22 protein-coding genes, 1 tRNA gene and 1 pseudogene are annotated in these 20,264 nt (G+C 71.3%); 7 read left to right on the top strand and 17 right to left on the bottom strand.

Features of this window, described 5'->3' with window-relative positions; genetic code table 11:
* The first annotated feature begins 6 nt into the window (after nucleotides 1–6).
* Nucleotides 7–225, top strand: coding sequence for a hypothetical protein (locus O1G22_RS44830; RefSeq protein ID WP_428986331.1), 219 nt, complete (start codon nucleotides 7–9; stop codon nucleotides 223–225).
* A gap of 37 nt (nucleotides 226–262) precedes the next feature.
* On the opposite strand, the gene O1G22_RS07865 is transcribed toward O1G22_RS44830, so the two are convergent.
* Nucleotides 263–982 (bottom strand): SDR family oxidoreductase, encoded by a 720-nt coding sequence (locus tag O1G22_RS07865; protein ID WP_270080654.1) that lies wholly within the window; start codon nucleotides 980–982, stop codon nucleotides 263–265.
* Between the two features lie 120 nt (nucleotides 983–1,102).
* Here O1G22_RS07865 and O1G22_RS07860 point away from each other — a divergent pair, with 120 nt between their 5' ends.
* Nucleotides 1,103–1,930, top strand: a complete 828-nt coding sequence (locus O1G22_RS07860) for a LysR family transcriptional regulator (protein WP_270080653.1) — start codon at nucleotides 1,103–1,105, stop codon at nucleotides 1,928–1,930.
* Nucleotides 1,931–2,003: 73 nt separating this feature from the next.
* On the opposite strand, the gene fdhD is transcribed toward O1G22_RS07860, so the two are convergent.
* Both fdhD and O1G22_RS07850 read right to left on the bottom strand, forming a co-directional pair.
* Nucleotides 2,004–2,852, bottom strand: a complete 849-nt coding sequence (gene fdhD, locus O1G22_RS07855; RefSeq protein WP_270080652.1) for a formate dehydrogenase accessory sulfurtransferase FdhD — start codon at nucleotides 2,850–2,852, stop codon at nucleotides 2,004–2,006.
* A 7-nt stretch (nucleotides 2,853–2,859) separates the two neighbouring features.
* Nucleotides 2,860–3,334: pseudogene (locus O1G22_RS07850) on the bottom strand (2Fe-2S iron-sulfur cluster-binding protein); the annotation flags it as partial.
* Between the two features lie 266 nt (nucleotides 3,335–3,600).
* Between O1G22_RS07850 and O1G22_RS07845 the strand changes: the two are divergent.
* The 4 genes from O1G22_RS07845 (at nucleotide 3,601) to O1G22_RS07830 (ending at nucleotide 6,957) form a co-directional block, all read left to right on the top strand.
* Nucleotides 3,601–4,935 (top strand): OFA family MFS transporter, encoded by a 1,335-nt coding sequence (locus O1G22_RS07845; RefSeq protein ID WP_270080651.1) that lies wholly within the window; start codon nucleotides 3,601–3,603, stop codon nucleotides 4,933–4,935.
* Complete coding sequence (locus O1G22_RS07840; RefSeq protein ID WP_270080650.1) at nucleotides 4,910–5,038, top strand: MFS transporter small subunit; 129 nt, start codon at nucleotides 4,910–4,912, stop codon at nucleotides 5,036–5,038. Before O1G22_RS07845 ends, O1G22_RS07840 begins: the two co-directional genes overlap by 26 nt.
* A gap of 137 nt (nucleotides 5,039–5,175) precedes the next feature.
* Complete coding sequence (locus tag O1G22_RS07835; RefSeq protein WP_270080649.1) at nucleotides 5,176–6,123, top strand: beta-ketoacyl-ACP synthase III; 948 nt, start codon at nucleotides 5,176–5,178, stop codon at nucleotides 6,121–6,123.
* Between the two features lie 156 nt (nucleotides 6,124–6,279).
* Nucleotides 6,280–6,957, top strand: coding sequence for a GntR family transcriptional regulator (locus O1G22_RS07830; protein ID WP_270080648.1), 678 nt, complete (start codon nucleotides 6,280–6,282; stop codon nucleotides 6,955–6,957).
* A 28-nt stretch (nucleotides 6,958–6,985) separates the two neighbouring features.
* Here the strand turns inward: O1G22_RS07830 and O1G22_RS07825 are convergent, their stop codons facing one another.
* Together O1G22_RS07825 and O1G22_RS07820 are read right to left on the bottom strand one after the other, a co-directional pair.
* Nucleotides 6,986–7,303, bottom strand: coding sequence for a hypothetical protein (locus O1G22_RS07825; RefSeq protein WP_270080647.1), 318 nt, complete (start codon nucleotides 7,301–7,303; stop codon nucleotides 6,986–6,988).
* Nucleotides 7,237–7,443 carry a hypothetical protein gene (locus O1G22_RS07820; protein ID WP_270086698.1) on the bottom strand — a complete coding sequence of 69 codons (207 nt, stop codon included), beginning with the start codon at nucleotides 7,441–7,443 and terminating at the stop codon, nucleotides 7,237–7,239. The genes O1G22_RS07825 and O1G22_RS07820 overlap by 67 nt, the downstream gene beginning before the upstream one ends.
* A gap of 273 nt (nucleotides 7,444–7,716) precedes the next feature.
* On the opposite strand from O1G22_RS07820, the gene O1G22_RS07815 reads away from it, so the two are divergent.
* A tRNA-Leu gene (locus tag O1G22_RS07815) sits at nucleotides 7,717–7,801 on the top strand.
* A 280-nt stretch (nucleotides 7,802–8,081) separates the two neighbouring features.
* On the opposite strand, the gene O1G22_RS07810 is transcribed toward O1G22_RS07815, so the two are convergent.
* From O1G22_RS07810 to O1G22_RS07755, 12 genes are all read right to left on the bottom strand, one after another.
* Nucleotides 8,082–8,870: a hypothetical protein gene (locus O1G22_RS07810; RefSeq protein ID WP_270080646.1), complete on the bottom strand. Its 789-nt coding sequence runs from the start codon at nucleotides 8,868–8,870 to the stop codon at nucleotides 8,082–8,084.
* A 34-nt stretch (nucleotides 8,871–8,904) separates the two neighbouring features.
* Nucleotides 8,905–9,393: a hypothetical protein gene (locus O1G22_RS07805; RefSeq protein WP_270080645.1), complete on the bottom strand. Its 489-nt coding sequence runs from the start codon at nucleotides 9,391–9,393 to the stop codon at nucleotides 8,905–8,907.
* On the bottom strand, nucleotides 9,390–10,664 hold the full coding sequence (locus O1G22_RS07800) for an MCE family protein (protein WP_270080644.1): 1,275 nt from the start codon (nucleotides 10,662–10,664) through the stop codon (nucleotides 9,390–9,392). The genes O1G22_RS07805 and O1G22_RS07800 overlap by 4 nt, the downstream gene beginning before the upstream one ends.
* Nucleotides 10,661–11,944 carry an MCE family protein gene (locus O1G22_RS07795; protein ID WP_270080643.1) on the bottom strand — a complete coding sequence of 428 codons (1,284 nt, stop codon included), beginning with the start codon at nucleotides 11,942–11,944 and terminating at the stop codon, nucleotides 10,661–10,663. The genes O1G22_RS07800 and O1G22_RS07795 overlap by 4 nt, the downstream gene beginning before the upstream one ends.
* Nucleotides 11,941–13,050, bottom strand: a complete 1,110-nt coding sequence (locus O1G22_RS07790; RefSeq protein ID WP_270080642.1) for an MCE family protein — start codon at nucleotides 13,048–13,050, stop codon at nucleotides 11,941–11,943. Before O1G22_RS07790 ends, O1G22_RS07795 begins: the two co-directional genes overlap by 4 nt.
* A complete protein-coding gene (locus tag O1G22_RS07785; RefSeq protein WP_428986482.1) occupies nucleotides 13,047–14,048 on the bottom strand; it encodes an MCE family protein in 1,002 nt (333 codons plus the stop codon). Before O1G22_RS07785 ends, O1G22_RS07790 begins: the two co-directional genes overlap by 4 nt.
* Nucleotides 14,049–14,284: 236 nt before the next feature.
* Nucleotides 14,285–15,325, bottom strand: a complete 1,041-nt coding sequence (locus O1G22_RS07780; RefSeq protein WP_270080641.1) for an MCE family protein — start codon at nucleotides 15,323–15,325, stop codon at nucleotides 14,285–14,287.
* A complete protein-coding gene (locus tag O1G22_RS07775) occupies nucleotides 15,322–16,569 on the bottom strand; it encodes an MCE family protein (protein ID WP_270080640.1) in 1,248 nt (415 codons plus the stop codon). The genes O1G22_RS07780 and O1G22_RS07775 overlap by 4 nt, the downstream gene beginning before the upstream one ends.
* 11 nt (nucleotides 16,570–16,580) lie before the next feature.
* A complete protein-coding gene (locus O1G22_RS07770; protein WP_270080639.1) occupies nucleotides 16,581–17,384 on the bottom strand; it encodes an MlaE family ABC transporter permease in 804 nt (267 codons plus the stop codon).
* 3 nt (nucleotides 17,385–17,387) lie between these two features.
* On the bottom strand, nucleotides 17,388–18,158 hold the full coding sequence (locus O1G22_RS07765) for an MlaE family ABC transporter permease (protein WP_270080638.1): 771 nt from the start codon (nucleotides 18,156–18,158) through the stop codon (nucleotides 17,388–17,390).
* Nucleotides 18,155–19,084, bottom strand: coding sequence for an ABC transporter ATP-binding protein (locus O1G22_RS07760; RefSeq protein WP_270080637.1), 930 nt, complete (start codon nucleotides 19,082–19,084; stop codon nucleotides 18,155–18,157). The genes O1G22_RS07765 and O1G22_RS07760 overlap by 4 nt, the downstream gene beginning before the upstream one ends.
* A 109-nt stretch (nucleotides 19,085–19,193) precedes the next feature.
* Nucleotides 19,194–20,261 (bottom strand): RNA polymerase sigma factor, encoded by a 1,068-nt coding sequence (locus O1G22_RS07755; protein WP_270080636.1) that lies wholly within the window; start codon nucleotides 20,259–20,261, stop codon nucleotides 19,194–19,196.
* Nucleotides 20,262–20,264 lie beyond the last annotated feature (3 nt).

The following is a 20,264-nucleotide window of genomic DNA, read 5'->3' as shown; positions in this document are numbered from 1 at the left end:
GCCCTCGTGGCCGGCCTGAGCCAGGACGCCGGCCTGCACGAGCTGCTGCGTGAACGCGGCATCACCACGCTGGTGTTCGGTGGAATCGCCACCAGCCTCGGCGCCGATTCCACCGCCCGCGCCGCCGGCCTCGGCCCGACCTCGTCTTCCGCCGGCCTCGGCCCGACCTCGTCTTCCGCCGGCCTCGGCCCGACCTGGTCTTCCGCCGCCTCGGCACGGTCGTGACCGCGGCCGGCGTACACCTCGCCGCCGGGCCGACCGCTCAGACCAGCGTGCCGCCGCCGTCCACGACCACCACCGATCCGGTGCTGTAACTCCCGCGCATCAGATACAGGTACGCCTCCGCCGCATCCGCCGGCTCGCCGACCCGCCCCACCGGCAGCGACTCGGCGGACGACCGGAACAGCCCCTCCCGCATCTCCTCCGGCAGGTCCCGCCACAGCTCGGTACGCACCAGACCCGGCGAGACCGCATTGACCCGCACCGGCGCCAGCTCCACGGCCAGCGCCCGGGTCAGCGACTCCATCGCCCCGCACAGCGCCGACGCGGCGCTCGAACCGGGCTGCGGCCGGCGCCCCGCCGTCCCCGTCGTCAGCACCACCGAACCGCCCGGACGGAGCCCGGCGACGCCGTACTTCACCGCCGTGTACGCCCCCCACAGCCGCGTGTCCATGAACCGCCGGGCCCGGTCGACACCCGCCTCGGCCACGCTCTGAAGCAGCAGCGGCTCACCGGCCGTGTACACCAGGTGATCGAACGCGCCGATCCGTGCGAAGAATGCCCGCACCGCGTCCTCGTCCGTCGCGTCCAGCACCTGCCCCTCGGTGCCGTCCGGCAGCCGCTTCAGCGCCGCGTCCGCACTCTCCTGCCGCCGTGAGGCGACCACCACGCCGGCACCCTCGCGCGCCGCGCCCTCGGCGACCGCCAGCCCGATGCCCGATGTACCTCCGATGACGACCACACGCTGTCCTTGCAGGCCCATGCCGTTCCCCTTTCGCCGTTGCATGCCGGGATCCAGCCTGTGACCGCCTCCGGCCCGCCGTCCAAGACCTCTTTCAGCCGTGGCGATACCCTGAAGGCATCGCCGAGGAAAGGGGCGGCCATGGACCTCGACCTGCGGAAGGTCCGCTACTTCGTGGCGGTCGCCGAACTGCTCCATTTCGGCCGTGCCGCCGAGCGGCTGCACATCGCACAACCAGTGCTGAGCCGTCAGATTCGCGCCCTGGAGAAGGACTTGGGTGCCGAATTGTTCGTACGCGACAGTCACGGCGTGACGTTGACCGACGCGGGACGGCAACTCATCGCGGAGTCACGGGAGTTGCTGGCCTCGGCCGAGGGAGCCCGGCGCCGGGTCCTGCGGGCCGCGCGCGGGCCCCGGCGGCTCGTCGTCGGCTTCCGCGCGGGAGTCGTGGTCACGGAGGCCCTGCGCGCCTTCCGCGCCGAGCACCCGGACGTCGAGACCACGGCTCGCCGGCTCGAATGGGACGATCAGGAAAGGCTTCTTCTCGACGGCACCCTCGACATCGCCTACGTGCGCTCCCCGTTCCGCGAGGAGGGCCTGGAACTGCGGCCCCTGTACACCGAGTCCCGCGTGGTGATGCTCCAGGCCGGACACCGGCTCGCGGGCAAGCCGGAACTGTCCCTGGCCGACCTCGACGGCGAGACCTGGCTCAGGTACGCCCTTCCCGGGCCCGGCGACCTCCCGGTGCGGACCGTCGAGGAGAAGTTCGAATGCGTGGCCGCCGGAACCGGCATCACGCTCGTGCCGCACTCGGTCGCCGAGCAGTACTCCCGGTCCGACATCAGCTACGTACCGGTCGTCGACGCCGAACCCGACCAGGTGCTGCTGGCCTGGGCGGCCGGCCGGCGCTCACCACTTGTCGCGGCGTTCACCGACATCGCCGAGGCCGCGGCAGCGGTACGCGACTGAGGCGGGGCCCGGGGGCGCAGGGGGCGCTCCCTGCCGGCCGGGGCCCTGCCGCCGTGCCGCGGGCAGCCGGACCTCAGCCCTGGGCGGCCGCCTCTCGCAGGGCGACGCGGTCCTCGCCCGCGTACACGTTCATCGAACTGCCCCGCAGGAAACCCACCAGGGTCAGTCCCGTCTCCGTGGCCAGGTCCACCGCCAGCGACGACGGCGCCGACACCGCCGCCAGCACCGGGATCCCCGCCATCACCGCCTTCTGCGCCAGCTCGAACGAGGCCCGCCCGGAGACCAGCAGGATCGTCCGCGACAGCGGCAGCTCGCCGTTCTGCAGTGCCCGCCCGACCAGCTTGTCCACCGCGTTGTGCCGGCCCACGTCCTCCCGTATGTCCAGCAGCTCACCGTCCTCGGCGAACAGGGCCGCCGCGTGCAGACCCCCGGTCCGGTCGAACACCCGCTGGGCCGCGCGCAGCCGGTCGGGGAGGCTCGCCAGCAGCTCCGGGGTGACCCGGACCGGGGGAGTGTCGGCGATCGGGAAGCGCGCGGTCGTGCGGACGGCGTCCAGGCTGGCCTTGCCGCACAGCCCGCACGAGGAGGACGTGTAGACGTTCCGTTCCAGGGTGAAGTCCGGCAGCGCGACATCCGGCGCGGTCTTCACGTCGACCACGTTGTAGGTGTTCACACCGTCTGCGGTCGCCCCCGCGCAGTAGACGATGTTCTGCAGATCGTCTGCAGCAGCCAGTACACCCTCGCTCACCAGAAACCCCGCCGCCAGCGCGAAGTCGTCGCCCGGCGTCCGCATCGTGATCGCGAGGGGTTTTCCGTTCAGCCGGATCTCCAGAGGCTCCTCGGCGACGAGGGTGTCCGGCCGGGTGGAGACCGCGCCCGCCCGGATGCGGAGGACCTTGCGTCGTTCCGTGACTCGTCCCATGTCCTGATCAGCCCCGGTTCTGTACGTGCTGGCAGCCGAAACGGCCCTTGATGCAGAGATTGCCGTGGGTCACCGGATTGTCGTGCGGCGAGGTGACCTTCACGATCTCATTGTCCTGCACATGGAGCGTGAGGGTGCGGCCCACTCCGCAGTACGCGCACACCGTGGACGTCTCGGTCTGCAGGGACTCGTCCCAGGTGCCCCGGCGACCGCGATCGCGAAGCTGTTCTGCCACGGCTCGCCGCCGGCGTCGACATGTCGACCACGGAGGCGAGCAGCTCCAGCACGATCTTCGGGCTGTGCCGGACCAGTTCGGTGCCGGTGCGCACCTGCATCCCGGCCTCGGCCCTGCGCGAGCAGGCCGGCACCGGCGTCCGCGAATCCTCCACCTCCACCACGCACACCCGGCAGGCGTTTCGCGGCGCCAGCGTGTCGCCTTGGCTCAGGCTCGGGATGTCCTTCCAGGCCGCCTGGCAGGCGTCGTGGACACGCCGCCTATGCGTTGGCCTTCAGGCCGAGGAAGACATTTTCGGTGTGAGGGATACCTCGGAGGTGGGGGAGAGAGGCCGTCGCCGTAGCAGCGGACTGTCGACCCGATGCTGTCGGCGAAATATTGCCAGCAGCATGGAGTCGGCGGCAGCAGGGTTCGCGCGTTGGCGACCGTTGACCGCGTGCCGCATACCGTTCACCGCATACGGTCGACCGCACGCCTTCTCAACTCCCGCTCCCCGCCCTACCGTCCGCGAGCATGAGCAGCCCCCCTCTCGCACCTCCGGGCTGGAGCCGCTGGCTCGTGCCGCCCGCCGCCCTCTCCGTCCATCTCTCCATCGGTCAGGCCTACGCCTGGAGTGTGTTCAAGCCGCCGCTCGAATCCGTGCTGCACCTCGACGGCACCCAGAGCGCGCTGCCCTTCCAGCTCGCGATCGTGATGCTCGGGCTGTCGGCCGCGTTCGGCGGCACGCTCGTCGAGCGCAACGGGCCGCGCTGGGCGATGACCGTGGCCCTGGTCTGCTTCTCCTCCGGTTTCCTGATCTCCGCGCTCGGCGCGCAGACGAAGCAGTACTGGCTGATCGTCCTCGGCTACGGCTTCGTCGGCGGGATCGGACTCGGCATCGGTTACATCTCGCCCGTCTCCACCCTGATCAAGTGGTTCCCGGACCGGCCCGGCATGGCCACCGGCATCGCCATCATGGGGTTCGGCGGCGGCGCGCTGATCGCCTCGCCCTGGTCGGCCCAGATGCTCGCGTCCTTCGGGAGCGGCCACGAGGGCATCGCGCTCGCCTTCCTGGTGCACGGGCTGTCGTACGCCGTCTTCATGACCCTCGGTGTGCTGCTGGTCCGGGTGCCGCGAGCGGCGGACCGGGAAGCGACGGCGAGCGGGCCGGACGCGGTCGCGGGGGTGCGGGTCTCGGCGCGCAGCGCGGTGCGGACCCCGCAGTTCTGGTGTCTGTGGATCGTGCTCTGCATGAACGTCACGGCAGGCATCGGCATCCTGGAGAAGGCCGCACCGATGATCACGGACTTCTTCGCGGGCGGTTCCGCCGCGGTGTCGGCGTCTGCGGCCGCCGGCTTCGTCGCCCTGCTGTCCGCCGCCAACATGGCGGGCCGCATCGGCTGGTCGTCCGCCTCGGACCGCGTCGGCCGCAAGAACATCTACCGCGTCTACCTGGGCGTCGGCGCGCTGATGTACCTGGTCATCGCGGTGTTCGGTGACTCGTCCAAGCCGCTGTTCGTGCTGTGCGCGCTGGTGATCCTCTCCTTCTACGGCGGCGGCTTCGCCACGATCCCCGCCTACCTGAAGGACCTGTTCGGCGCCCACGAGGTCGGCGCCATCCACGGCCGGCTGCTCACTGCCTGGTCCACGGCCGGTGTGCTCGGGCCACTGATCGTCAACTGGATCGCCGACCGGCAGAAGGCGGCCGGCAAGCACGGTCCGTCGCTGTACACACTGTCGTTCGGCATCATGATCGGCCTGCTCGTGGTCGGTTTCGTCGCCAACGAACTCGTCCGCCCGGTCCACGTCCGCCACCACGTCCCCGCCCCGAGGGAGGCCGCAGATGCCCAGCGACAGCAGCCCGCCTAGCCGGTGGGGACTGATCGCCCTGGCCTGGCTGTGGGTGACGGCGCCGCTCGCCTACGGGGTGTACGAGCTCGTACGGAAGGCGACCCAGCTGTTCACGGGGTGAATCCTCGGGCGTCCGAAGGTCTGCGCGAAGCCGACAACCGGGGCTCCCGATTCCTGTGGCTTCACCTGCCGTCGTACTCGCCAGTCACTGTTCAGACTGGTGGATCCCGCTACCTACGGCACGAGGGGATCCCCGCCATGCACGGCTCGCGCATCGCCGCCATCGGTCACTACCAGCCCGCCAGAGTGCTCACCAACGACGATCTGGCCGGCATGGTCGACACGAGCGACGAGTGGATCCGCAGCAGGGTGGGGATCCGCACCCGGCACATCGCCGGGCCGGACGAACCGGTCGACGAGCTGGCCGCGCACGCCGCCGCCAAGGCGCTGGCGGCCGCCGGGCTGACCCCCGGCGACATCGACCTGGTCCTCGTCGCCACCTCCACGGCGATCGACCGCTCCCCGAACACCGCCGCCCGGGTCGCGGCCCGGCTCGGCATTCCGGGGCCGGCCGCGATGGACGTGAACGTGGTGTGCGCCGGGTTCACCCACGCCCTCGCCACCGCCGACCACACGGTCCGGGCGGGCGCCGCGACCAGGGCGCTGGTCATCGGCGCCGACAAGATGTCCGACGTCACCGACTGGAGCGACCGCTCCACCTGTGTCCTTGTCGGCGACGGAGCCGGGGCCGCCGTCGTGGAGGCGTGCGGCGCGGGGGAGGAGCCCGGGATCGGGCCGGTGCTGTGGGGGTCGGTGCCGCAGATGGGGAACGCGGTGCGGATCGAGGGCACGCCGCCGCGGTTCGCGCAGGAGGGGCAGAGCGTCTACCGCTGGGCCACCACCCAGCTGCCGGCCATCGCCCGCCAGGCCTGCGAGAAGGCCGGGGTGGCGCCGGCGGACCTCGCCGGTGTCGTCCTGCACCAGGCCAACCTGCGCATCATCGAACCCCTCGCCGAGAAGCTCGGCGCCGTCAACGCCGTGGTGGCCCGCGATGTCACCGAATCCGGCAACACCTCGGCGGCCAGCATCCCGCTCGCCTTCTCCAAGCTGATCGAGCAGGGCGCGCTGCGCGGCGGCGATCCGGTGCTGCTGTTCGGCTTCGGCGGCAATCTGTCGTACGCCGGGCAGGTCGTACGCTGCCCGTGAGCGGGCGTCGGGTGCACCGGGTCTGTGTATGCAATCGGCCAGGAAGTTCGGAGAGCAGGCCTGCATTCTGTACACCGTAGACTGTAGACAAAAGCCACAAATCGATACCTGAGCGTCAGCGCCCACGCGCCAGTCCTGCCCAGGAGGGGGATCGCGATGTTGCCGACCGGACTGCCGCAGGGGGCCGTGCCTAAGCTGGAACGTCCCGGCCCGCTGCGTGAGCGCGTCTACGAGGCCCTGCTGGAGCTGATCACCACTCGCGTCCTGCAGCCCGGCCGGCATCTGGTCGAGAACGAGCTGGCCGGGCATCTCGGTGTCTCCCGCCAGCCGGTGCGTGAGGCGCTGCAGCGGCTCAACACCGAGGGCTGGGTCGATCTGCGGCCCGCGCAGGGGGCGTTCGTGCACGAGCCGACCGAGGAGGAGGCCGACCAGCTGCTCACGGTCCGCACCCTGCTGGAGGCCGAGGCGGCCCGGCTGGCGGCCCGCAACGCCGACGCGAAGGGTGTCGAGGCCCTCTTCGACATCGTCAAGGCGGGCCGGACGGCGATCGGCAAGAACGACGTGACCAGCGCGGTGGCGCTGAACGCGGCCTTCCATGCCAAGGTCATGGAGCTGGCCGGCAACGCGGTCCTCGCCGAGCTGGCCGCCCAGGTCGACCGCAGAGTCCGCTGGTACTACACCCCTGTCGCCAAGCTGCGCGGCGGTACCTCCTGGAGCGAGCACTCCGACCTGGTCTTCGCGATCAAGGAACGGGACGAGCAGAAGGCCGGCCGGCTGATGCGCGAGCACACCGAGCACACCCGGCACTCGTACCACCACCGCAACGAGTCCTGACCGGGCGCCAGTTGCCCCTCGGGCGCCGTCAGCTTCCGGTCGGCCCGGCCTCCGGGTACCCGGAGCCTTCGGGCCCGGGGTTCGGCGCCGCCGCGGCGCAGTGCCGGGTCTCCATCGTCGGCATCGCCGTCAACGCGGCGACCAGCAGCAGGAGTTCGCCGTAGACCGGCATGCGGACGCCGGCCGTGGCGGTGGCGAGGGCGAGCGGCGCGGCGACCGCCCGGTGGCGGACCGGACGGCCGTGGCTGCGGGTGTGCAGGGCGGTGTGTACGACGACCATCAGCAGGAGGCCGATGCCGAAGACCACACCGGTGTCCTGGAACACCCGGGGGTGGAGAGGGCGCACACCGGGAACGCGCCCATGCCGCACATCGGGAGCAGCCGCGAAGGGCGGTCGGGCGGCACCTGGTCGGTGAGGTGGGCGTGGGCGCCGTGCATCCGGAACAGCACGACGAGGAAGGCCTCCGGCGGCGCGCTCGTCGCCACGCTCGCCACGGACGACCGGGCCGTCTACGACCGGCTCGCCCCGCAGATCCGCGCCTTCAAGACCTGGCACGGGGGGTGCTGCGCTCCCGGTGCCCTGACTCTCACAGCGTGTACACAGAATCTCGCATTCTGTATATCGCCGGCGATCTCGGCGGCCCGTCGGTCCGGGCCGCCGCCCAGGGCACGGATACGCAGGTGAAACGCACTCCGAAACCTTGGTATTGTTGTCCATGTCGCCGCGGGGAACACCCCCGGAAAGGCGGCAGACACCTAGTCCGGGTGGCGGAATGGCAGACGCGCTAGCTTGAGGTGCTAGTGCCCTTTATCGGGCGTGGGGGTTCAAGTCCCCCCTCGGACACACAGTTGCCCCACAACACCCCATTCATGGGCAGGGGACATCGGCACCCGCTTCCGGCCTCCGGCCGGGGCGGGTGTTCTTCGTTGCGGTGCCTTCGGTCCGGGATTCTCCCTTCGTCGGCGGGTTCGGCGGGCTTCGAGTCAGCTGATGGTGATCCCTTCTGCCTGGGTGTATCCGCGGTCAGGGTCCTGGTCGCGGGGTTGTAGGTCAGGGAGACCTCCTGGCCGCGGAGGTGGGAGATCGCCTGTGCGGCCGGACGTCCCCGAATGCGTATGCCGGGTCAGAGGGCGTCGACGCCACTCACCTTCCAGCCGTCGGAGGTGTGCGTGAGCGTCAGTCGCACCCGGTTCAGGTCCAGCCGGGGCTCCGGGACCTGGGTGCTCTGGGTGACCTGGTTGACGAAGAGCAGCACGACGGCCTTGTCCGGTGTGGCCGACACGACGGACGCAGCAGGGGTGCCGCCGTCGGAGGGTGTGGCCACGGTCGCCTTCACCACGGCGTGGTACGTCGTCGCTGTCGGTGCGACCACCGTCTTGGTCGTCCTGCCGTACTGGTCGCGGAAGGGCCCGGTGAGCAGGGCGCGGGCCCGGGCGAAGTCCCGGTCCAGGTGGCGGTAGTCGTACGACAGCACGACCGGCGCCGCCTGCCGCGCGGCCGCGAGGGCCTCGCCCCGGCCCTGCTCCGCCTGCCGCCCCTGCCGGTACTGCCACCCGAGGACGGCGGCCACGACCAGGGCCGTCACGAGGACGAGGACCGGCACCGCGGTGAGCACGCTCCGGCCGGCCCTGCGCGAGGGCGCGCTCTCCTCCGGCTCATCCTCGAAGGACTCGGACTCGGACTCGGACTCGGGCGCGGGCGCGGGCGCGGGTGCAGGCTCGGGCGCGGGTGCGGGCTCGGGCTCCCGCGGGTCGTCCCGGCCGTCCGCCGGGGACTCGACGAGCAGGGTGCGCCCGGGGACGGTTTCCTCTTCCTGGCGGGCGGCGCGCTTGGCCGCCGCGCGGGCGGCCGCGGTCATCGTGCGGCGGGCCGGGGAGCCGGTGCCGCGGGTGCGGGAGGTCGGGTTCGCCACGGTGTCTCTCCTCATTGACGGCCTCACAGTCGGGTCAGCCCACGAACGTGACATCGGAGGTCAGCCAGCGGCCGGCCACGCGCACGAGGTCGAGCTGGAGCCGGTAGGTGCGCGCCTGGCCCTCGGGCGCCGCGGTGTTGGTCACCTTGCTGTCGGCCACGACCAGGACGCGGGCCGAGCGCGCGTCGGACCGCACGATGCCCGCTTCCAGGACCTGCCCCTCGGACACCGACCTGTTCTGGGCGACGAGCTTCGTCAGCTGCGCGGTCTGCGCGGCGAACTGCTTCTTGAAGTCGCCGGTGGCGCCCTGCAGCACGGTGCGGCTGTCCCGGTCGTAGTGCCGGTAGTCGAGCGAGGTGAAGTTCAGCGCCGACTGGCGGGCCGCCGCCAGGATGTCCTGACGGCGCTGCTGCGCCGCGCGCTGGTCGGCCAGCTTCAGGCCCAGCCAGACACACAGCACGGCCGTCAGCACGGTCGCGGCGACGAGCCCCGCCGACAGCAGCCTCGCCCGGCCCCCTGTCATGCCATCGGTCCCACGAGCAGCCATTGCCACGACTCCTTTCCGAACACGGTCTGTTCGCCGCCCGTCGAGCCGAGCTCGACGGGCGTGCCGTCCGGGCCGGTCACGGTGCCGGTCTCCGGGTCGTACGGGGCCACGAACGCGGCCTGGCCGGCGCTGTACCGACCGGTGGTCGCGCCGGGCGCGTTCTGGGCACCGCGCACCGAGGTCGTGCTGCCGCGCGGTGCCGTGCAGCGCGCGCCGGTGTTCGCCGGGCGCGCGGCGGTGTCGGCGGGGTCGCGCCGCTGGGTGCCGTAGCCCTGGGTGCACGCGGGCGGGTCGTCGGCGTTCACGGTCAGCCCGAAGTGGGTGGTGCCGTCGCCGGGGATGACCGTGTAGCTGCCCGCGACCGTGAGCGGAAGCGTGACCAGGGCCTGTTCGACGCCGGGCAGCCGGGCCAGGGTGATCTGGCCGCCGCTGATGAGGTTGGCCAGCAGGACCGGTACGTGCGGCCGGGTGGACTTCAGCAGGGAGTCCAGCTGCTGGGCGGCGGGCGCGGTGTTGCCGATCAGCCTGCGCAGATCGCCGTCGCTCGACTTCAGCTGCTCGGTGAGCGTGGCCAGGTCGCGGGAGAACGACTTGATGGCCGAGCCCTCGTCGGCCTGTGTCTTGAGCACCTTGCGCGAGTCCTCGATCAGCGAGACCGTCTGGGGGAGCGACTGGGATGCCGATTCCACCAGCGCGTTGCCGGAGTCCACCAGCCGGCTCAGGTTCGGTCCGGTGCCGGCGAAGGCCTTGCCCAACTCGTCCACGGTGACCCGCAGATCGTCCTTGCCGACCGAGTTGACCAGCCGGTCGAGGCTGAGGACCAGGTCGGTGACCGGCAGCGGGGTCCGGGTGCGGCTGCGCGGGATCGGGCTGCCGTCCATGAGGTACGGCCCGCCCGACCGCCGCGGCTGGAGGTCGACGTACTGCTCGCCCACCGCCGAACGGTCGGCGACCACCGCGAGCGTGTCGGCCGGGATCCTCGGGGCGCCGTCCTCGATCTTCAGCGCCACCGAGACCCCGGACCCAGTCAGCTGCAGATCGCCCACGCGGCCCACCGGCACGCCCCGGTAGGTGACCTCGGCGCCGGGGAAGACGCCCCCGGACTCGGCGAAGTCGGCGCGCACGGTGTACCCGCGGTGCAGGACGTCGTCCACGAGGCCCGTGTACCGGGCGCCGACGTACGACACCCCGAGGGCGGTGACGGTCGCGAAGGCGAGCAGCTGGGCCCTGACCGTACGTGTGATCACGGCATGATCCCCTTCAGCATCAGCTCGGCGAGGCCGAGATCGATCCCGGGCGGGAGGCGACGCGAGCCGCCCCCGGTGCTGTAGGACGCGGTGCACACAGGCGGGCACAGCAGGGTGCTGCCGTCGGAGGGCGTCGAGGGAACGGCGGGTGCGGAGGGCACGGGAGGCACGGACGGGGTGCCCGGCAGGGACGGGATGGACGGGAGAGGGGTGGGAGTGGGGAGGCCGGGGAGCCTCGGGGTCCCGGGGGCCGGGGGCTTCCCGCCCTGGCTCGGCTTGCCGGTGACGTTGCCGTACAGGTCCGCCAGGTCGAGGTCGGCGGTGATCCTCAAGTTGACGTAGTCGCCCTTGATGGCATCCGTCGCGTTGCGCGGGAACGGGTAAGTGGTGAGGATCTCCAGGGAGTTGGGCAGGTCGTCGCCCGCCTTGTTCAGTTCCTGCAGGATGGGCTGGAGGCTCTTCAGATCGGCGACGGTGTCGTCGTGGGAGGCGTTGACCACTCTGGTGCCGGTCTTGCCGAGGTCGGCCAGGGCGGTGAGCATCTTCGTCAGGTCCTTGCGCTGGTCGGCGAGGGCCTTCAGGGCGGGCGGCATGGTGTCGACGGCCAGGGCGATCGTCTTCTTCTCGTTCTTCAGCCGCTGCGCCAGCCGGTCGACGCCCCCCAGCGCGCGCACGATCTCCGCCCGCTGGTCGTCGAGGCCGCCGAGGAACGTGTCGAGCTGTTTCAGCAGGGACCTGACCCGGTCCTCACGGCCGCTGAGGGCCTTGTTCAGCTCGACGGTGATCGTCTTCAGCTGGGCCACCCCGCCACCGTTGAGCAGCGCGGACAGGGCCGACAGCACCTCTTCGACCTCCGGGTTGCGGCCGCTGCGGGACAGCGGGATGAAGTCGCCGTCGTGGAGCCGTCCGACGGGCGCGGTGCCGGCCGGCGCGGACAGGGCGACGTACTTCTCGCCGAGCATGCTCGTCTGCCTCAGGTCGGCGACCGCGTTGCCGGGCAGCTTCACCGAGTCGGCGATGCGCAGCCGTACCCGCGCGTGCCAGCCGTCCAGTTCCACCTTCTCGACCGCGCCCACGGTGACGTCGTCGACCTTGACCGCCGACTGCGGCACCAGGTCCAGCACGTCCCGGAACTCGACGGTGACGTGGTAGGCGTGGCCGTCCGAGGCGGCGCCGCCGGGGAGCGGGACGTCGTACCAGCCGTTGAACTCGCAGCCCGTCAGCAGCAGCGAGCCGATCGCCGTCCAGGCGGCCACCCGCCCCGAGCGCTTCACGTTCATGCCGGTGCCCCCAGGATTCCGCCGAGGGTCTTGTCGACCGTGCCCGTCGACGCTGGGGCCGACGGCACCTCGGGCAGGGAGTCGAAGAGCTTCTTCAGCCCGGCGCAGTTGTCGTGGTCGTCGCCGGTCGTCTTCAGGATCGAGCAGAGCAGCGATGACGGATCCTGCGGGACTTGCGCGTTGTTGCGGGTGTCGAGGGTGCCGGCGGCGGGGTTGTAGGCGTTCTGCAGGTTCGACAGGCCCGTGGGGGCGACGGTCAACAGCTCCTGAAGTGCGGCCCGTTGGGTGACGAGGACCTTGGTGACCTTGGCCAGGCCCTGCACGTCCGAGGTCAGCGCCTTCTTGTTGCCCTTCACGAAGCCGGCCACGTCACCGAGTGCGGCGGCCAGGTACTTCAGCGCGGCGGCGAGATCCTTGCGCTCCCCGGCCAGCTGCCCGGCCACGTCGGCGAGGTCGCTGTCGAACGACCGCACGCTGCTGTCGTCCGCCGCCAGGGCGGCCGTGAACACCTGAAGGTTCCGCACGGTCCCGAACAGGTCGCCGCGCCCGTCGGACAGCGTGGTGACCGCCTGGGACAGGTCGTCCACCGTCTGGTTGAGGTTCTGGCCCTGCCCCCGGAGGTTCTCAGCGCTCACCCCGAGCAGCCGGGACAGCGAGCCCTGCTTGTTGGCGCCGTTCGGGCCGAGCGCTTCGGCGGTGGTGTGCAGGCTGTCGAAGATGCGGTCCAGCTCGACGGGGACGGCCGTACGGGACTCGGGGATGACGTCTCCGTCCCGCAGGACCGCGCCCTTGCGGTACACCGGCAGCAGCTGCACGTAACGGTCGCTGACCACAGAGGAGTTGACGATGGCGGCCTGTGCGTCCGCGGGGATCTTGCGCCCCCGGTCGTACTCCAGCTCCACCCGGACCCGGTCGCCCTCCGGGGTGATCTTCCCGACCTCGCCGATGCGGACGCCGAGGACGCGGACGTCGGAGCCGGGGTAGATGCCGACGGTGCGCGGGAAGTACGCCGTGACGCGGACGGGGCCGGGGCCCGGCCAGAGGACGACGGCGAGGCCGGCGACGACCGCGAGCGCGGTGAACAGGGCAAGGAGTCTGCGGGTCATCGGGTGCCTCCCGTCCGGGGCGTGACCGGGGCGGCGACCAGGTTCTGGACGTAGGAGTCGAACCAGCGGCCGTTGCCGAGGGTGTTGGTGAAGAGCCGCACGTAGGGGGCGAGGAGCTGGACGCTGCGGTCGAGGCTCGCCTGGTTGCGTTCGAGCATCTTCAGGAAGGTGCTGAGGTTCTTCAGTGCGGGCCCGATCTCCTTGCTGTTGTCGTCGACCAGGCCGGACAGCTCGATGCCCAGCAGCGCGGAACTCTTGAGCAGCGTGTGGATCGCCGCGCGCCGGTTGTCGATCTCCTTGAACAGCGCGTCACCGTCCTTCACCAGTGCGGAGAAGTCCTTGGTGTGACCGGCCAGCACCTTGGTGACCCCGTTCGCATGGTCGAGGAGCCCGCGCAGCGCGCGGTCACGGGAGGCGACGGTCCGGGAGATCCGTGACAGTCCCTTGATCGACGCCCGCACCTCCGCGGGGGAGTCCTGGAAGGTGAGGGAGATCGTGTCGAGTGCCTTCGCGAGCCGGTCCGTGTCGACCGCCTCGGTGGTGGTCGTCAGGTCGCTGAAGGCCTGGACGACGTCGTACGCCGACACGGTCCGGCCGAGCGGGATCTCGCTGCCCGGCTTCAACTGGCCGGGCCCCTTCGGGTACAGGGCCAGGTACTTCGCGCCGAGGATCGTCTTGACGCGGATCGCCGCGCCCGTGTCGGTGCCGAACCCGGGCCGGCCCTTCACCTTGAAGGTGACCTTGACGTGGTCGCCGTCCAGGCCGACGCCCTCGACCTTGCCGACCTTGACCCCGGCGATCCGTACCTCGTCGCCCGGCTTGAGTCCGCCGGCCTCGGAGAAGGCCGCGCTGTAGGCGGTGCCGCCGCCGATCAGCGGCAGGCTGTCGGCGTTGAAGGCGGCGAACGTGAGCAGCGCGAGGACGGTGAGGCCGACGGCGCCCACGACGACCGGGTTGCGCTCACGGAAGGGCTTCAGGCGCGGCCGCTTCAGCCGGATCCTGGGCAGCTTCGGTGGCAGGACGCGCACCGTGACCAAGGGCTGGGGGCGGGGCTTGCGCTTGGGCAGCAGCCGGGGGAGTCTCGGCAGCTTCGGGGGCAGGACGCGCACCGTGACCAAGGGCTGGGGGCGGGGCTTGCGCTTGGGCAGCAGCCGGGGGAGTCTCGGCAGCTTCGGGGGCAGGACCCGTACCTTCACCAGCGGCTCGGGGCGGCGCTGCCGTGGGACACGCAGTCTCATCCGCCACACCTCGCCCGCGCCACGTGCAGGTCCGGGGTGATCACCTGCTTGGTCTTCGGCAGCACGATCCGGCCGTCGAAGTCGCAGAGGTAGAAGTTGAACCAGGAGCCGTACGACGCCGTCCCGGTCAGCGCGTTGAGCTTGTTCGGCAGCCGTTGCAGGACGCCCTCCACGGTGTGCTCGTTCTTGTTCAGCGTTCCGGTGAGATCGCCGAGCCCGGCGATGTCGTCCTTCAGCGGTGGCCGCGCGTCCTTCAGCAGCCCCGACGTGACGTCGGTGAGGTCGCCGATGCTCACCAGCGACTCCCCGATGGGCTTGCGGTCGGCCGACAGGCCCGAGATCACCCGGCGCAACTGCGTGAGCAGGTCCGAGAAGCGGGAGCCGCGCTTGTCGAGCGTGTCCAGGACGGTGTTGAGGTTGTCGACCACCGAGCCGATCAGCTGGTCGCGGTCGGCGAGGGTGGTGGTGAGCGAGGCCGTGTGCGCGAGGAGACTGTTCACCGTGCCGCCCTCGCCCTGGAGGGTCTGGACGATCTCGGTGGCGAGCTCGTTGACGTCGCTCGGGCTGAGCGCGGCGAACAGCGGCTTGAAGCCGTTCAGCAGGGCGTTGAGGTCCAGCGCCGGCTGGGTCCGGGACAGCGGGATGGTGCCGCCCGGCCGCAGCCGGGCGGTGATGTCGCCGGGGCCCTCGGTGAGCGCGATGTACCGCTGCCCGACCAGGTTGCGGTAGCGGACGACCGCGTGGGTCCCCGCGAGCAGCGGCCGGTCCGCGCTGACGGTGAACGTGACCTCCGCGAGGGTCCGGTCCTTGACCCGGATGCCCTCGACCTCTCCCACCCGCACTCCGGCCACACGGATGTCGTCGCCGGTCTCCAGCCCGGTGACGTCGGTGAACACGGCGTGGTAGGTGTCCTTCGGGGTGAAGGAGAGGTTGACGATGGTGGCGGCGAGCAGCGCCGTCGCCGCGATCGTGACCAGTGCGAAGAGGCTGAACTTGACCAGCGGGGCGGCGGTCTGCCGGGCTCCTGACCTGCTCATGCGACACTCACCGCCGTTCCGCGCGCGAGCGGACCGAACAGCAGGGTCGCGACGGGCGGCACCTGGTCGGCGGGGACGCCCATGACGGGGGCCACGAGCGAGCCGACGGCCCGCTGCTCGGCCCGGGTGGCGGACACGTTGACACCTCCGGGGAGCGCGCCGCCGGAACCTCCGGCCGACGTACCGTCGTCGAGATGGGGCTTCGGGCCGGGCACCTGAGGATGCGGCAGGCCACGGCAGTTGGGGCCGGACCGCTCGCCGTACACCGGCTCCTCACCGGGCTGGTACGCCCCTTGCGGCCGGACGACTTCGAGGGTGATCCGCATCTCGCCGCCCCGGAACGCGTCCTCCGAGGCCTTCTCCTGCCGGACCAGTCCCGTCAGCAGGCACGGGTACTCGGGGGAGTAGCGGGCGAACAGCTCCAGCGTGGGGCGGGAGACCCGGCCCAGGGTGATCAGCCGGTCGCCGTTGTCGGACAGGAAGCCGTTCGCCGTGTCCGCCACGGAAGCGGTCGAGCGGAGCGCGGCGGCCAGCTGGTCCTTCTTGTCGACGATCGTGCGGCTGGTGGTGACCGTGTTGCGCAGGATCCGCATCAGGTCGGGCGCGGCGTCGCCGTACACCTCGGCGACGTCCGCGAACCGCGCGATGTCCTCCTTGAGGGAGGGCAGGTGCGGGTTGAGGCGGCGCAGATAGCCCTCGACCCGGGTGAGGTTGTCACCGATCCGGTCGCCGCGGCCCTCCAGCGCCGTGGCGAACGCCGAGAGCGTGGCGTCGAGCTCACCCGGCTGGACCGTGCGCAGCAGCGGCAGCAGGTCGTTCATCAGCTGCTGCACCTCCATGCCGACCTTCGTGCGGTCCTGGGTGATGACGTCTCCGGCGCGGATGGGACGGGCCGAGGAGCGGGCGGGCGCCACGAGGTCGACGTACTTCTCGCCGAACAGCGTCTTGGGCAGCAGGCGGGCGTGCACGTCCGAGGGGATGTACGGGACGTACCGGGGATCGAGCGCGATGTCGAGCGTGGCCTTCGTGCCGTCCGCGTGCACCGCGCGCACCTCGCCGACCAGCAGTCCGCGCAGCTTGACGTCGGCGCGTGGATCGAGCTGGTTGCCGAGGGTGCCGGCCTGAAGGGTGATGGGCACGACGGACGTGAACGCCTGCTGGTAGACGGCCACCGCGAGCGACAGCAGCAGCGCGAGCACGGCGAGGAAGGCGATGCCGTACAGCCTGAGTCTCATTCTGTGCATGCGCACCGCTCTCACCCCGCTATCCGTACGGTCGTGGTGGCGCCCCAGATCGCGAGGCTCAGGAAGAAGTCCAGGACGTTGATGGCGACGATCGAGGTCCGCACCGCACGGCCCACCGCGACGCCGACGCCCGCCGGGCCGCCGCTCGCGTGGTAGCCGTAGTAGCAGTGCACCAGGATGATCAGCACGGCGAAGACGATCACCTTGCCGAAGGACCAGAACACGTCGACGGGCGGCAGGTATTGGTGGAAGTAGTGGTCGTAGGTGCCCGTCGACTGCCCGTAGTAGCCGGTGGTGATGGTGCGGGCGGCCAGATACGAGGACAGCAGCCCGATCACGTACAGCGGGATCACCGCGACGAAGCCGGCGATCATCCTCGTCGTCACCAGGAAGGGCAGCGACGGGACACCCATCACCTCCAGCGCGTCGGTCTCCTCGCTGATCCGCATCGCACCGAGCTGCGCGGTGAACCCGGCGCCGACCGTCGCGGACAGGGCGAGCCCGGCCACCAGCGGGGCGATCTCCCGGGTGTTGAAGTACGCCGACAGGAACGCCACGAAGTTGGAGGTGCCGAGCTGGTTGAGGGCCGCGTAGCCCTGGAGGCCGACCTCGGTGCCGGTGAAGAAGGACAGGAACGCGATCACGCCGACCGTGCCGCCGACGACGGCGAGCGCGCCGCGCCCGAAGCTCACCTCGGCGAGCAGTCGCAGGATCTCCTTCTTGTAGCGGCGCAGGGTGCGGCCGGTCCAGGCGAGCGAGCGGCCGTAGAAGGAGAGTTGGGTGCCCAGTTGCTCCAGGCGGTTCAGCAGCGCCATGCCTCAGCCCCTCTGCGGGACGACTTGGAAGTACACCGCGGTCATCACGAAGTTCGTCACGAACAGCAACATGAAGGTGATCACCACGGACTGGTTCACGGCGTCGCCCACGCCCTTCGGGCCGCCCTGCGCCGTGAGGCCCTTGTACGAGGCGACGATCGCCGCGATCGCCCCGAACACCAGCGCCTTGATCTCGGCCGCCCACAGGTCGGAGAGCTGCGCGAGCGTGGTGAAGGAGGCGAGGTAGGCACCGGGAGTGCCGTTCTGCAGGACGACGTTGAAGAAGTAGCCGCCCGCCACGCCGACCACCGACACCAGGCCGTTGAGCAGCACCGCCACCACCATCGACGCCAGCACGCGCGGTACGACGAGCCGGTGGATCGGGTCGATGCCGAGCACCTGCATCGCGTCGATCTCGTCCCGGATCTTGCGCGCCCCGAGGTCCGCACAGATCGCCGTGCCGCCCGCGCCCGCGATCAGCAGCGCGGTGACGATCGGCGAGGCCTCGCGCAGCACCGCGAGCACGGACGCGGCACCGGAGAAGGACTGCGCGCCCAACTGCCGGGTCAGGCTGCCGATCTGCAGCGCGATGACCGCACCGAAGGGGATCGAGACCAGCGCCGTCGGCAGAATGGTGACGCTCGCGACGAACCACGCCTGCTGGATGAACTCCCGTGCCTGGAAGGGCCGTCGGGGCAGGGTCCGGACGACGTCCAGGGCCATCGCGAAGAGGTTGCCCGAGTGCCGGAGCGCAGCTGTCGGGGAGAGCCTCATGCGCTGCTCACCCCCGTCCCGTGCAGCTCCGCCTCGCGTCTCGCGATCGCCTCCCAGCGGGGCGGGCGGGTGATGCCGGGGCCGGGCAGCAGGCGGGGAGTCAGGTCCCGGACGCGTGGACCCTCGTCGATCTGGGCCAGCTCCTGCTCGACCTGGGCCGCGTCCTTCTCCTCCGCCATGCCGATCGGCCCCTGCATCCGGCCGTTCAGGAACTGCCGTACGACGGGCTCGTCACTGGTCAGCAGTTCCTCGCGGGGCCCGAACAGCACCAGCTCGCGCCGGAACAGCAGCCCGATGTTGTCCGGGACCTGGCGGGCCGAGGCGATGTCGTGGGTGACGATCAGGAAGGTCGCGTCGATCTGTGCGTTGAGGTCGACGATGAGCTGGTTGAGGTAGGCCACGCGGACCGGGTCCAGGCCCGAGTCCGGCTCGTCGAACAGGATGATCTCCGGGTCGAGGACCAGGGCGCGGGCGAGCCCGGCACGCTTGCGCATACCGCCGGAGATCTCGCCGGGCAGCTTTTCCTCGGCGCCGATCAGCCCGACCATGTCCATCTTCTCCAGCACGATGCGCCGGATCTCGCTCTCGGACTTGCGGGTGTGCTCGCGCAGCGGGAAGGCGATGTTGTCGTACAGGTTCATCGAGCCGAACAGCGCGCCGTCCTGGAACAGCACGCCGAACAGCTTCCGCACCTCGTACAGGTCGTGCTCGCGGAGCCTGGTGATGTCCCGGCCCTGGATCGTGATGGAGCCGCGCTCCGGCTTCAGCAGCCCCACGAGCGTCTTGAGGAACACCGACTTGCCCGTCCCCGAGGGGCCGAGCATCACCGAGACCTCCCCGGCGGGCAGCGTCAGCGAGACGTCCTGCCAGATGACCTGGTGGCCGAAGGACTTGGTCAGCCCTTCCACACAGATCTCGACACCCATCCGGTTCCACCCTTCGCCCGTGGAGCAGCTCCGACATCTGCTCTACGGGGAGGGGCGGGGCGTCCGTCGCGGCGACCGGGAAATTTTTTTCGGACGGGTTTACGGCGTGCTACGGCAGCTTCGGCGACGGCGTGCTCGAAGGCGTCCTCGGGGCGGGGACAGGGGCGGAGAGCGGAGCGGCCGGTACCGTCGGGGCCGGGGGAAGCGACGGGAGCGACGAGGCGACCGACCCCGTCGGCAGGTCCGGCACCTTCGGCACGCCGGGCACTTTCGGCACGCCGGGCACCTTCGGGACCTGCGGCGCAGGCAGCCCCGGGAGCGGGGACGAGGACACGCCCGGCAGGGACGGCACGGGCACCGGCAGCGGCAGGACCGTTCCCCCGGTGGGGGAGGGCGTCCGCCTCCGGGCTCCGGGCGCCGTGGGCGAGGAGGTGCGCGACGCGGGGGTGCGCCCTGGGCCCGTGGCCTCGCCGGGCCGGACCTGCGCGTCGCCGGACACGGCCGGCCGCGGCGCCGGACCGGTCCCGCTTCCGCCCGCGTCGAGCGCGTACGGCAGCACCAACCCCGCCACCGCCAGGGTCGCCGCCGTCGAGGTCGCCGCGACCACCTGGGCCTTGCCACCCCCGCGCAGCCGCCCGCGCCCGACCAGGAACAGCACCAGCCCGAGCGTCCCGGCCAGTGAGGCGCGCAGCGTCCGCCGGGCCCGGGCGAGCAGCGACTCGACGGTCCGGTAGCTGAGCCCCATCCGCACCGCGACCTGGCTCACGTCCAGGTCCTCGGACTTCAGCCGGAGCGCCTCCGCCTGCCGGGCGGGCAGCTCACCGCTGCGCACGGCGAGCCACTTCGCCTCGGCCCGGTCGCACACCGCCTCCTCGACGGGTACCGGGCCCGGCGCGACGAGCGTGGGGCGGCTGCCCACCTCGGCCTCGCGGTTGACCTGCCGGTACCGGTCGACGCACAGCCGCATCGTCACCGTCGTCAGCCAGGCGCCGAGCCGCTCGTCGTCGAGGTCCGGGCGTTCCGCGGCCCGCAGCATCGCCTCGTGCACGGCGTCCTCGGCGTCCTCCTGGCTCATGGAGCGGCGCCGGGCCACCTTGAGCAGCTGCTCGCGATGACTCCACATGCGCTGCCAACGCTCGTCGGCGGCCGCTGTGTCCGCAGGCATGTCCGTCGCCATGAG

This window comes from Streptomyces camelliae (assembly GCF_027625935.1).
Lineage (GTDB): Bacteria > Actinomycetota > Actinomycetes > Streptomycetales > Streptomycetaceae > Streptomyces > Streptomyces camelliae.
Note: the sequence above shows the minus strand (reverse complement) of the source record. Positions and strands in the feature narration are given on the sequence as shown.